The organism is Rossellomorea sp. GCM10028870, from assembly GCF_042666755.1.
GTDB lineage: Bacteria > Bacillota > Bacilli > Bacillales > Bacillaceae_B > Rossellomorea.
Window position 1 is genome coordinate 70408 of sequence record NZ_JBHTGN010000006.1, and the last position, 13119, is coordinate 83526.

Annotated in this window: 12 protein-coding genes; 1 reads left to right on the plus strand and 11 read right to left on the minus strand. The window is 42.1% G+C overall.

The features are described 5' to 3' along the window. Window positions 1-86 precede the first annotated feature (86 nt). From tpx to sppA, 5 genes are all read right to left on the minus strand, one after another. On the minus strand, window positions 87-587 hold the full coding sequence (tpx, locus tag ACFQWC_RS20910; protein ID WP_149157128.1) for a thiol peroxidase: 501 nt from the start codon (window positions 585-587) through the stop codon (window positions 87-89). Between the two features lie 129 nt (window positions 588-716). Next, window positions 717-1196: a GerW family sporulation protein gene (ytfJ, locus tag ACFQWC_RS20915; RefSeq protein ID WP_044339424.1), complete on the minus strand. Its 480-nt coding sequence runs from the start codon at window positions 1194-1196 to the stop codon at window positions 717-719. Window positions 1197-1211: 15 nt separating this feature from the next. Next, window positions 1212-1922: a DUF2953 domain-containing protein gene (locus ACFQWC_RS20920; RefSeq protein WP_299739280.1), complete on the minus strand. Its 711-nt coding sequence runs from the start codon at window positions 1920-1922 to the stop codon at window positions 1212-1214. A gap of 913 nt (window positions 1923-2835) precedes the next feature. Further along, complete coding sequence (locus tag ACFQWC_RS20925; protein WP_299739681.1) at window positions 2836-3288, minus strand: RDD family protein; 453 nt, start codon at window positions 3286-3288, stop codon at window positions 2836-2838. A gap of 105 nt (window positions 3289-3393) precedes the next feature. Then, window positions 3394-4404 carry a signal peptide peptidase SppA gene (gene sppA / locus ACFQWC_RS20930; RefSeq protein ID WP_341356829.1) on the minus strand — a complete coding sequence of 337 codons (1011 nt, stop codon included), beginning with the start codon at window positions 4402-4404 and terminating at the stop codon, window positions 3394-3396. Window positions 4405-4561: 157 nt separating this feature from the next. Between sppA and ACFQWC_RS20935 the strand changes: the two genes are divergently transcribed. Beyond that, window positions 4562-5362 carry an NAD kinase gene (locus ACFQWC_RS20935; RefSeq protein WP_299739284.1) on the plus strand — a complete coding sequence of 267 codons (801 nt, stop codon included), beginning with the start codon at window positions 4562-4564 and terminating at the stop codon, window positions 5360-5362. Between the two features lie 349 nt (window positions 5363-5711). Here the strand turns inward: ACFQWC_RS20935 and rarD are convergent, their stop codons facing one another. The 6 genes from rarD to ACFQWC_RS20965 all read right to left on the minus strand — a co-directional run bounded on the left by rarD (window position 5712) and on the right by ACFQWC_RS20965 (window position 13001). Then, entirely contained in the window at window positions 5712-6626 is a 915-nt protein-coding gene (rarD, locus tag ACFQWC_RS20940; RefSeq protein WP_299739286.1) for an EamA family transporter RarD, read from the minus strand. A 73-nt stretch (window positions 6627-6699) separates the two neighbouring features. Beyond that, window positions 6700-8301, minus strand: a complete 1602-nt coding sequence (locus ACFQWC_RS20945; RefSeq protein ID WP_377109011.1) for an amidohydrolase — start codon at window positions 8299-8301, stop codon at window positions 6700-6702. A gap of 126 nt (window positions 8302-8427) precedes the next feature. Next, window positions 8428-10011 (minus strand): acyl-CoA synthetase MbcS, encoded by a 1584-nt coding sequence (mbcS, locus tag ACFQWC_RS20950; RefSeq protein ID WP_299739290.1) that lies wholly within the window; start codon window positions 10009-10011, stop codon window positions 8428-8430. 341 nt (window positions 10012-10352) lie between these two features. Next, the gene (locus ACFQWC_RS20955) at window positions 10353-10556 is read right to left on the minus strand and encodes an alpha/beta-type small acid-soluble spore protein (protein WP_044339433.1); all 204 of its coding nucleotides are present in this window, start codon (window positions 10554-10556) and stop codon (window positions 10353-10355) included. 85 nt (window positions 10557-10641) lie between these two features. Continuing rightward, on the minus strand, window positions 10642-11853 hold the full coding sequence (thiI, locus tag ACFQWC_RS20960) for a tRNA uracil 4-sulfurtransferase ThiI (RefSeq protein ID WP_377109012.1): 1212 nt from the start codon (window positions 11851-11853) through the stop codon (window positions 10642-10644). Next, complete coding sequence (locus tag ACFQWC_RS20965) at window positions 11850-13001, minus strand: cysteine desulfurase family protein (protein WP_299739295.1); 1152 nt, start codon at window positions 12999-13001, stop codon at window positions 11850-11852. The genes thiI and ACFQWC_RS20965 overlap by 4 nt, the downstream gene beginning before the upstream one ends. Between the last annotated feature and the right edge of the window lie 118 nt (window positions 13002-13119).

Below are 13119 nucleotides of genomic sequence, written 5' to 3' on the forward strand. Positions count from 1 at the left end.
TTTGTCCCAGGAGTTTGTAAAAAAAACAATGCTGACCTTCCGATAATGAGGTCAGCATGTCTAAAAAATGTGCAGTTAATACAAAATTATTTAGCGTTCTTCACTGCTTCAACGGCAGCATCATAATCCGGGTGGTTTGTTGCTTCACTTACATATTCCACATACGTCACTTCATCGTTGCTGTCGATTACGAATACTGCACGGGCAAGCAGACGTAGTTCTTGGATGTGTACGCCGAATGCTTCACCGAAAGAAAGATCGCGGTGGTCGGATAGAGTTTGAACATTTTCGATACCGTTTGCCCCGCACCAGCGCTTTTGAGCGAATGGAAGATCCACGGAAATCGTCAATACTTCTACATTATCAAACTTTGTTGCTTCTTCATTGAATTTTCGTGTTTGTGCATCACAAACACCTGTATCGATGGAAGGAACGACACTGATCAAACGCACCTTGCCTTTGGAATCATTCAGTGTGACTTCCGATAAATCATTAGCTAATACTGTGAAGTTAGGAGCTTTGTCCCCTACTTTTACCTCATTACCTAATAGAGTGACAGGATTGTTCTTAAACGTAATATTTGCCATTATTTGTTCCTCCTCCATAATAATATGTACATGTTTATAGTACAGAAAAACGATACGGTAAAGCAAATCATAGGGGTTCTTTTCAAAAAAAAGATGAGCTCACTCATACTCGAGTAAGCTCTCCATCTTTTACAGATCAAGTTTTTGATTGTGATTACCCTGACTATTATTGTCCTGCTTGTTATCGTCCTTTTTCATCATACCCTGAATCTTTTCGATGGCACCGGGAGCGAGATCCAGCAGGCGATCGATCAGGTGAGTGCTTTCATCTAAGTGAAGCATCTTGATTCCTTTTGAGCTGACGATCAAGAATGCGATCGGAGTGATCGAGACACCGCCCCCGCTACCTCCACCGAATGGCTGCTGTTTAGGGGATGATTTGTCACTGCCGCCGTCTCCGCCTTTTCCGCCACCATCCTCTTTTCCTTTACCATCAATGATAAACTCACTTCCACCTGCAGCAAATCCAAAGCCAACCTTTGATACTGTCAGGATGACACTTCCATCGGGTGTTTCAACGGGATCACCGATAATCGTATTCACATCGATCATTTCTTTTAAATTTTCCATTGCCGTGGTCATTAGACCTTCAATAGGATGTTCTGACATATAAAGACCTCCTTATTAAACTGAATGTTTTTCTCCAGAAAGTGTGGAAAGGGGCTTTGTCTTGAACTTAGCCATACCGCCTCTCCAGTACCGAAGTATCTTGAAACCTACTAGGATAGCATTCCCTATCCGAAACTGGATAATACATGAAAATTGCGTTTGGATCACAGCGTGCTGGAACATCGGAGTCACCTCTATGACGGGCATGGATTGAAGGCGCACATAACCGCTCAGAATCCCGATGATACTCCCTTTCATCCCCCATATCGTCCCTGTTAACGTCCCTGTTGAAGCTGCATCGCCAGTGCCGAATAACGTTTTCCACTGCACATGATCCAGTTTGACCTTTTTGAGAAATGACCGGATGATTCTGTGAAGTGACTGAACATGTATGATGATCTCCTTCGTATCATACAAACTATCTATAAAATCTTGTGGAGTGATTTTCTTTTTAGAAGCTTTTGTCTTTGATGGATTGCTTTCGTTGCCTCTTTTCTGTTCTTCTTCTAACACGATATTCGGACCATCGTCATCGAGTTTGACTAACGGGATATCGATTGTATATTTTAGCAAGCCAAACCATGCCCTCAGCTTCACTTTGAAATGGTCATTGTCATTCCCGTGGTACAAAGAGAGAGTAACGGTCAGCTTCGTAATAATGAGAACAAATAAAATAAACATAATAAGTGCCATAACGATGATTAATGCCCAAATCCACCAACTCATATTTTCACACCCTTCAACCTCTTATTATGGCCTTTGCCTGAAAAAATAAACTAAGGGGGAGAGATTTTGTGTGGGGAAGGGGCTTGTTTAACGGGATAAAGAGAGCTTTATTTGCAGAAATCACTTTTGATATTGTATTTGTTCCGGTCATTGAATGATTATTGGGTCCCACGAGGGTAAATGGGACATCCCCTTTTTAATAATTGCGTCGTATCCCTTTGGAATTGCGTCTTTTTCCGATTTATTGCGTCGTTCCCCTACGTAATTGCGTCTTTTTTCGATTTATTGCGTCGTTTCCCTACGTAATTGCGTCTCTTTCCGATTAATTGCGTCGTTCCTCTACTTAATTGCGTCTTTTTCCGATTTATTGCGTCGTTTCCCTACGTAATTGCGTCTTTTTCCGATTTATTGCGTCGTTCCTCTACTTAATTGCGTCTTTTTCCGATTTATTGCGTCGTTCCCCTACGTAATTGCGTCTTTTTCCGATTTATTGCGTCGTTCCCCTTTGGAATTGCGTCTTTTTCCGATTTATTGAGTCGTTCCTCTACTTAATTGCGTCTTTTTCCCATTTATTGCGTCGTTCCCCTACGTAATTGCGTCTTTTTCCGATTAATTGCGTCGTTCCCCTTTGGAATTGTGTCTTTTTCCGATTAATTGCGTCGTCCTCTACTTAATTGCGTCGTTTTCCAATTTATTGCGTCGTTCTCCTACGTAATTGCGTCTTTTTCCGATTAATTGCGTCGTTCCCCTACGTAATTGCGTCTTTTTCCGATTTATTGCGTCGTTCTCCTACGTAATTGCGTCTCTTTCCAATTAATTGCATCGATTTTTTAATTCCATGCATCCTTTCACATTAATTAGAAACAAAAAACCAAACCCATATAAGCAGGTTTGGTTTCAAAACAACAATTATTTACAGAGCTGGCTTAAACTCCAGCTTCTTCTTTTCCTGAACCACCGTCGTGTCGGCAAACAGATCATGTATCCCTTGTTTTTTATTCGTAAAGGCTACAACCACATAGAGAATGAAAATCGTGGTAGAGATAAAACGACCGATCAATTCTCTAAATAGAATCGTTCCCCACGAAGGCTTCAGGCCTTTTAAATCGATCACCTTAATGCCGAACACCATTTTGCCGATCGTTTGGCTGAAGTATTTCGTCATTAAAATAAAATATCCATAAAAAACGATACTCGTTAAGATCGAAATCGGAGCAAACATCGAGCCCTCTGAAAGGGAAATATCCATTAATTTAAAGATTGGATTCACGACTAATCGTGTAATGCTTCCAATCACGATAAGGTCCAGTAAATATGCCCAAAACCTTATCCAGAATCCTGCTAAGTAATATCCATCGTGATTCATGGATCCTGATTGATGCGGAGATGGCGAATGAATTTCGATTCGCTCCCGTTCCTCATCATTTAATACAGAACGATCTTGTGTGTCACTCACTTCATTCACCCTTCCTTATTCAGAGTATAGGTACATTAATCGTGGAGAATTTGGTTTCGATAGCAGCTTCATCAATGCCGCTGCTTCCATGTCCTGCCCGATCATTTTCTTTGCACCCATACTGAAGAATTCGGAGAAAGGATCGCCTGCAGTGTATTCAAATACTTGAGCACCTTTTAACTTATGATCTTTTTTCATGGCTTCTATGGTATCCTCTACATAGCCGAATTCATCAATCAAATTGACTTCTTTCGCCTGGATGCCGTCATATACTCTTCCGTCTGCAATTTTCTTGACCTCTGCTTCAGACATATCGCGTCCACTCGCAATGACATCCACGAAGCCTTCATAGGAATTGTCGATCATCGACTGTATTATTTTTCTTTCTTCATCCGTCATTTCACGGGTCGGGCTCATGATGTCTTTATATGGTCCGCTTTTGATGGTAACGAAATCGACCCCATATTTCTCTGCTAATTCTGAGTAGTTGATGCTTTGCATAATGACACCGAGTGAACCGGTCAGTGTTTCTTTGCTGGCGAAAATCTTCGTAGCTGGAGCCGATATGTAATAACCTCCGGAAGCCGCTGTACCTCCCATTGAAACATAAATCGGCTTCTTGGTTTTATCCATAATTTCTACAAGCTTCGAATGGATTTGAGCACTCTCCACTACTCCGCCACCCGGGGAATTCACTTTCAATATAATTCCTTTAACAGATTTATCTTCTTGAACCGCATCAAGCTTTTTCATAAATAGTTCATGATTGTATCCAGGGCTTTCAAATAAGGATGTAGCCCCTCCCGTATCCTGAATCACACCCTCCACTTCTAAAACAGCGATTCGTTTCTGTGCATTTCCTTCTTCAATCACTTCTTCACCGAAAGCATTCTCCGTCCCACCAAACATATCTTCAAATGCTTTATCAAAATCACTGGTCGCCGCAGATGTAGCGAAATTGACTACGACAGAAACAAAGAATAGCCCAACAGCAATACCTAACGCCGTCCATCTTTTTGCATTCATTTTGTATATTCCTCCCTTGTTTACCCTATCTTATGTAAGGATATGAATATCATTCTCATGTAAAAACATGATAGAATATTCACTAAGTTAGATTCTAGCAAAATTTCATGGAAATGGGAAAAATTATCTTATTTTTTATTTCAGGGAGGTACATACGATGAATAACCGTCGAAATATTTATTTCTATGCCTTACATGAGGAAGGGATGCAGGCAAAGCTGGACCATTTATACGAGCTTGCCAAGCGTTATGATTTCAACATTGTCGATTCTCCAAAGACAGCGAACATCATCGTCAGTATCGGAGGGGACGGAACGTTTCTTCAAGCCGTCCGCCAAACCGGCTTCAGGCAGGATTGCTTGTATGCAGGCATTTCAACAGGTGGCACTTTGAGTATGTATTGCGATTTCCATATTGACGATACGTCTAAAATGATTGAAGCGATGACAACGGAGCAAATCGAAGTACGCAAATATCCGACCATCGAAGTAACCGTCGATAACCAAACTTCCTTCCATTGCTTGAATGAATTCAGCATCCGCTCCGGCATCATCAAAACCTTTGTCATGGACGTATTCATCGATGATAATCATTTCGAAACGTTCCGGGGAGATGGCATGATCATTGCAACTCCGACGGGAAGTACTGCTTACAATAAATCGGTCAGCGGAGCAGTGGTGGATCCGATGCTGCCTTGTATTCAAGTAAGTGAGATGGCATCCTTGAATAATAACCGCTACCGTACCCTCGGGTCTTCCTTCATTCTCAGCGATAAGCGCCGCTTGGTCCTTAAGATCGTTCAGGACGGTAATGACTACCCTGCAATGGGGATGGATAATGAGGCTCTCAGTATTCAACACGTGGAAAAAGTCGAAGCGAAGTTAAGCGATAAAATCATTAAAACGGTAAAATTAAAAGATAATTCCTTCTGGGAGAAAGTGAAGCGTTCGTTTTTATAAGAATCCATTACTAAGTGGTTAGAATGACGTTATGAACGAATTTATGTACTTGATAGATAAGAATGGGGTTATTTTTGATCATATGCGAGCTTTTTTAACGGAGTCTGCGTATAGTTGGGGATTTCTTAACGATTAAGATAGTCGTTAGCATTATTATTGTGTAATAAGTTTCTTGTTGCGGCAGTTTGACCGGGTGTTGTGCCACTTTGATCGGTTGTTGTGCCACTTTTGCAGTTTGTTGTGCCAAATTGTGAACAAGTGCAAGGTCCGTCCCTATTACCTGTGAACAAGTGCAAGGTCCGTCCCTATAAAAAACGCTCCAGCACATGCTGGAGCGTTTCGCATTTTATCAAGCGGACAATCTCGCTTCACGTCTTCGCTTTCTGGCGTATTGCACTCTGGAAGCGGTGAAAATCGTTAGTGCGAGCCATATGAACGTAAACGAAATGAGATGGGTGAATGAGAAGGTTTCATTATAGACCCATATGCCGAGTATCAACGTGATGGTCGGGGCAATGTATTGCAGGAATCCGACCATGTAGAGCGGGATTTGTTGAGCACCCTTTGAAAAGAATAATAAAGGGATGGCTGTTGCCGCACCGGCACCCATTAATAAGAGGTCCGTCCCTAATGATACATGGAAAAGGGACAGGGATCCTTCATTGAACATGTAGCCGAGGTAGAGTAGTGATAATGGCGCTATGGTCATGGTTTCCAGGGTCAGTCCGATGGATGATTCGACTTGGATGAGTTTTTTGGCTAATCCGTATAAGCCGAAGGAGAATGCTAGACCAATAGCGATCCATGGGAAGTCACCGTAGGATATCGTTAGGATCAGAACCCCGATCGCCGCCAATCCAAAGGAGACCATTTGAGCCCTCGACAAGCTCTCCTTCAGGATGAATACCCCTAATAGCACACTGACTAGGGGATTGATATAATACCCGAGGCTCGCTTCCACCATTTGATTTGTATTGACGGCCCAGATATAAATGAACCAATTTGTACTAATCAATAAAGAAGCCAGCAGCAGGGCAAACAGCTGCTTCTTTTTCGTGAGCGATGTTTTTATATATGCCTGAAAGTCCTTCCAACGTTTACTGACGACTAAGAATAAGAGCATAAACCAAAAGGACCAAAAAATGCGGTTAGCAAGGATTTCATCTGCCGATACATGATTTAACCATTTCCAATAGATCGGGAGAATTCCCCATAAAAAATAAGAAAAAGCTGTATAGACGATTCCAGCTTGATCGTGCTTCATAAAAACACCCCCAAAACTATTTCTATTTCCGAAATATCTCCATTATATCCATGAAAAGTTTTGGGGGCAATGATTATTTATTTTTTTTATAAACGATGGTCTCGTCTACAACCGTCATATCTACCACTTTGTTTAATAATTGATCGGCATCCACTTTGAAGGGGTCGATGTCTAAAACGGTAAAGTCCGCTGTATAGCCTTCGAGTATGAGGCCTCTGTCCTGTTCATGATGACAGGCATAGGCACTTCCTTTTGTAAACAGGGAAATAGCTTCATACATTGTCAGTTTTTCTTCCGGGCGATATACTGTTTTGTCAGGGTCCAATGGATTCGTTCTCGTAACCGCCGCATGAATTCCCCACAGCGGATTAATCGGTTCGATCGGCGCATCAGATCCACCGGCACATGGAATGCCTTCTTCAAGCAGGGTTTTCCACGCATAGTTATATTTCATGTTTTCTTTACCTAATCTATCAATGACCCAAGGGAAATCCGACGCGACAAACCTGGGTTGAATATCAAGTATTAACGGAAGATCCTTTATTTTCTCGATCAGTTCTTTCCGCAGGATTTGTGCATGGATGAGTCGATCCCGTCTTCCAAAGTGAGAGGGCTCTTCCATGATGGCATCCACTACATTTTCAAAAGCCTGATCACCAATTGTATGAACGGCAATCGGAAGATCGTACTTTCTAGCTTTCTTCAAAAGCTCAAGAAGTTTTTCGTTTGTATGGATACTGACACCGGTCGTACTTGGATCATCGGCATATGGATAGCTTAACAGGGCAGTCCTTCCGCCTAAAGCGCCATCAGCAAAGATCTTCATGGCACCGAATTCAATATATTGATTGCCGCTCTGGAAGTGGTGTCCATCTTCCTTCCAATCTTCAATCACTTCATGATGAACCAGTAGGTGAGACCTGAATTTTTTCTTGCCTTCGGTGATCGTTTTTACAAATGCATCATACGTTTTCTTAAAGTTTCCATAATAACTTAAATCTTCTGTATGACCACCGACCAATCCGTTTTCCCAGCAGCTTTCGATCCCCTTTGTCAGGGCTTCTACCAGATATTCGGATGAGATTGGGGGTAATGAATCGATCATCAGATCCTGAGCCTTATCCTTTAACAAACCGTTTAGTGCACCACTGTCGTCTCTCTCAATTAATCCTCCAGAAGGATTTGGAGTGCCTTCATCGATTCCTGCATTTTTTAAAGCGGGTGAATTCACCACCATGGCATGACGGCAAATACGTTTTAGAAGGACGGGATGATCCGGTACGACTTCATCGATTTCCTGCTTTGTTAAAACCTCTGCATCACTCCAGAGGTTTTCGTTCCAGCCTTCGCCAATGACCCATTGACCTTTCTCAAGGCCCTTTGCTTTCTCTTTAATTGCCTCTAGCACTTCCTGCTTACTATTCATACTGGAAAGGTCCAGCCTCATTAACGTTTCTCCATGACCGATCAGATGCATATGACTATCGACAAACCCCGGGAACATCACTTTTTGCCCAAGATCTACTACGGACTCAATCGTGAATTGTTCATTCTGTTCCAGTTCGTCGGATGAGCCAAGCCCTTTGATGACTCCATTTTCCGTGTAAACTGCTTCAACATGATGTCCTTCGTTTTCCATTGTGTAAATGATTCCGTTTTTCCATAAAGTGCCCATGATGTTTTTCCTTTCTTCATAAAAAGTCTATTTTTCAAATGTACCATATTATAGGAAGATTCTGAAAGGGGAAAGGTGTATAGTCCCCATAAAAAATAGAGAGCCCTATTGGCTCCCTATTCCTGTCTAGTTTTTAACTGAACTCATTTCTTTTTGTCTTAGCTCAATTCTCCTGATCTTGCCAGAAGTTGTTTTCGGCAATTCTTTCACAAATTCAATCTTACGTGGATACTTGTAAGGTGCTGTTAAGTCTTTAACATGCTGCTGTAGGGCCGGAATCAATTCCGGATCCTGGTGATCCACATCATCCCGCAGGACGACAAAGGCTTTCACGATCAGGCCCCTTACTTCATCTGGACTTCCTACAACGGCACATTCTTGAACGGATGGGTGCTTGACCAGGGCATCTTCCACTTCGAAAGGTCCAATGGTATAACCGGAGCTGATGATAATATCGTCACCGCGTCCCTCAAACCAGAAGTAGCCGTCTTCATCCTTTTTCGCTTTATCACCTGTAATGTAGTAATCCCCTCTGAATTGCATCGCAGTCCGTTCTGGATCTTTATAATAATTCTTGAAGAGTGCAGGTGTTTCTACATGAACCGCTATATCACCAACCTCTCCGACTTCACATGGATACCCTTCCTCGTTGATGATTTCGACTCTGTTGCCTGGAGTCGGTTTCCCCATTGAGCCCGGTTTCAGCTCCATGCCTTTCATGATGCCGACGAGGAGCGTATTTTCTGTTTGGCCATATCCATCACGTACTTCTATATTAAAGTGCCTCTTAAAGGCATCAATGACTTCCCTGTTTAACGGCTCTCCTGCCGATACCGCACTATGTAATTGATCCAGTTTATAAGTTCCGAGGTTATCCACTTTAGCCATCAAGCGATACTCTGTTGGTGTACAGCACAGAACATTTACCCGATTGTCCTGAAGCATTTGGAGATATTTATTAGGATCGAATTTCCCTTGATAAACGAGTCCTGTAGCTCCAGACCCAAGCACAGATAGGAAAGGACTCCAAATCCATTTTTGCCAACCCGGACCTGCCGTTGCCCAAACCGTATCTCCTTCTTCGATGCATAGCCATTCACGGGCCGCTGTCTTTAAGTGAGCATATGCCCATCCGTGTGTATGGACAACCCCTTTAGGATTTCCAGTCGTTCCTGACGTGTATGAAAGGAATGCCATATCGTCCCTTTTGGTATCAGCGAATGCTAACTCTTCAGAGGCTACTTTCATTTCTTCTTCTATTGCAATCCAGCCTTCCTGCTTTTCTCCCACGACGAACTTCTTGAGATTCTCCATTCCCCTTACATTTTCAAACTGCTCAACAAATGGAGAATACGCTACAATCCCTTTCACATCCCCGTGATCGATACGATATTCCAGATCTTTTGTCCGAAGCATTTCCGAGCTTGGTATCACAACGAGTCCGAACTTAAGGGCTGCAAGATACACGGCGTACGCTTCGATTAAGCGTGGAACCATGACCAGGATGACATCCCCCTTTTCAAGGTTCTCCCCCGAGAAAACGTTTCCAATCTTATTTACATTTTTCAATAATTGTGTGTATGTAATTTCTTCCTTTGTTCCTTCTTCGTTTTCCCACTTGATCGCAAGCTTTTCCTGATCACTTGCAAACTTCTCTACTTCTTCTACTAAATTGTACTTTTCCGGTGCAATGAGTTCTTCCCTCTTCATTATGACTCCCCCTTGTTTGTCGATACTACTTCTTTATTATACAAAATAATTTAAATTTTTTAAATTATTTGTTTATATTTCGTTTATAGTCAAATTGTGAGGATTTTCGACAAACTACCCATAAATCAGGGAATGATTTTCAACATCCGATCAAAAAACATCATCTTGCAAAGAAAAAGGCTCTTTTCGTAAAGTTTGTTGTCGTGTTTTACTTAGACTAAAACACTTTTATCCCATCCTCTTTCATCATAGTAAAAAACAACATTAGACTTTAACAGAGCCAAAAAGAAAAAAATAAAAAGGAGCGAGAGAGTCTCGCTCCTTGTAGCCATTGTATTTAATTATTTTGCGTATCCGCCACCGATTTGTTGTTCAGCCATTTGAACTAAACGTTTAGTGATTTCACCACCTACAGAACCGTTAGCGCGTGCTGTTGCATCTGGACCAAGTTGAACTCCGAATTCTGAAGCGATTTCGTATTTCATTTGGTCGATTGCTTGTTGAGCTCCTGGAGCTACTAATTGATTTGAACTTCTGTTTGCCATGTGTTTTCACCTCCTTGTTGAATATAGATTGTGTAAAAACACATGGCTTCATGCAATGAAAATAGTTGGTAAATAATCCTAAATTTTAGAGTAGTTCGTCAAATGTTTTTTCTACATTTGAACCTGTTGATCCATCAATCGTGATGGTTTCTGTTTCGTCCACTGCGTCTTTAATCAGGGTGTCGAAATCAACAAAGCTTTCATAATACTCCACTTTTTCTTTTTTAGGTCTTGTTTTTGGTGCAGGTGGAGTGAAAATCGTACAGCAATCCTCGTAAGGAAGAATTGAAATGTCATGTGTATCGATTTTTTGAGCGATATCGATGATTTCCAACTTGTCCATGGCGATGAGAGGTCGCAGCACCGGTGTGTTTGTGACATCATTGATGGCTTGCATGCTCTCCAAGGTCTGACTCGCTACCTGACCGAGGCTTTCCCCGGTAACAAGTGCCAATCCTTCGTTCTTATGGCGAATCTGATCTGCAATCCGGAGCATCATCCGTCTCGTTGAAGTCATGGTGTAATTTTCAGGAACCTGATCATGGATGGTTTGCTGTATTTTCGTAAATGGAACGATATGCAATTTTACCTTCCCGCTGAATGCAGACAGCTTCTTGGAAAGATCGATTACTTTTTGCTTGGCACGTTCACTCGTAAATGGCGGGCTGTGGAAATGAACGGCCTCTACTTCGACGCCTCTTTTCATCGTTAAATAACCGGCAACCGGACTATCAATACCTCCTGAAAGCATCAGCATCGCTTTCCCGCTTGCGCCGACCGGCATCCCCGTTGAGCCTTGATAGGTTTCGGATGAAAGATAGACACCCTCCTTTCTTACTTCTACGTTAAGGTTGATATCAGGTTTTTTCACATCGACCTTTAGACCGTCCATATTGCGGAGGATGTAAGAACCAACTTCGTAATTCAATTCATTTGTATCCATTGAAAACTTTTTATCCGCTCTGCGGGCAGACACCTTAAACGTTTTTCCAGGTTCGAAGCTCTTCTGAACGAGAGCTAATCCTGCTTTCATAATTTCTTCAATATCCTGTGCTACTTTTACAACCGGGCTAAACGATTGAATCCCAAAGATTTTCTCCAATCTTGGAATAATCTCCTCCCCGTTCTCGTCACCTAACTGAATATGCAGTCGGTCGCGGCTTGCCGAAACCGTGATCGTCGGAAAATCCTTCAATGCTTCCAATATGTTTTCCCGTAACTTAGCCGTAAATTGCTTTCTGTTTCTACCTTTGGTTGAAATTTCACCGTATCTTACTAGTATGCGATTATAATTCATCGTGATCTCCTCATTGTCTTTTGTAATAGGGCTATTTCTTTCTTTAATAACTGTATGAATTGTCGGCATTCTTCCATTGTATTGTGAAAAGACAAGCTGATTCGAATGGAACTATTCGCCAGATTCTCTGATACACCCATGGATAGAAGCGTTTGACTTGGCTTACTTTGCTTTGATGAACAGGCGCTTGTTGTCGACACAAACACCTCATGTCGATCTAATGCATGAACGACCACTTCACCTTTGAAATCCTCTATAGAAAAGTTAAGGATGTGAGGGGCATGATCGCTCACCGGTGTATGAACAGAGACACCTTCCATGCTTTCCAATTCTCTTCTTAAATACCGTCTGTTTTCTTCCATTAAAGGAAGTTTCTGTTTACTTTCCGCCAGGTGCATTCTTAATGCTTTTGCAAATGAGACGATTCCACCTGTATTTTCCGTACCGCTTCTGAGATTACCTTCCTGCTCCCCACCCGATATGATCGGCGAAAGCTCAAGTCCTTCCCTCACGAAAAGCATTCCCGTGCCTTTAATCCCATGAATTTTATGAGCGGAAATGCTGCATAAATCAATAAGCTTTTCGTGGAGAATAAGTGGGACCTTCCCACATGCTTGAACAGCATCAACGTGAAAAAGGATCTTGGGATAGTCCGTTAGCAGCCTCCCTATTTCCCGGATAGGCTGGACACTTCCGATTTCGTTGTTCACTTGCATGACAGATACAAGGATGGTGTCATCCTGAATCGCTTCTTTTACTTTTTCAGGTTGAATTCTGCCTTGGTCATCAACATCGAGATATGTCGCAGAATACCCCAGCTCTTCTAATTGCTTAACGGCACTCCGGACGGAAGGATGCTCTATTTTTGTCGTAATGATATGTTTCCCTCTGTGACCGTATTGCAAAGCCGTCCCTTTTATCGCCAGATTATTTGATTCTGTGCCGCCAGAGGTAAAAAACACTTCTTTCTTTTTTATATCTAATAAAGAAGCCACTTGTTCCCTGGACTGCTGAATTAATTTCTCAATTTGCCCTCCAAAAGAATGGATGGAAGAAGGATTGGCATAGTAACTTTCGTTCACTTTAATAAATGTATCCAGTACTTCCTTATATGGCTTGGTTGTAGCGCTATTATCTAAGTAAATCAAGATTCCACCCTCTTTTACTGTGGTGACCTGCGAAACCCGCAGCAGTCATATTCAATCACTAATCTTACCATAAATCATCCCGAACCCAAATGATATTCATGATGCAGGGAAAGATATT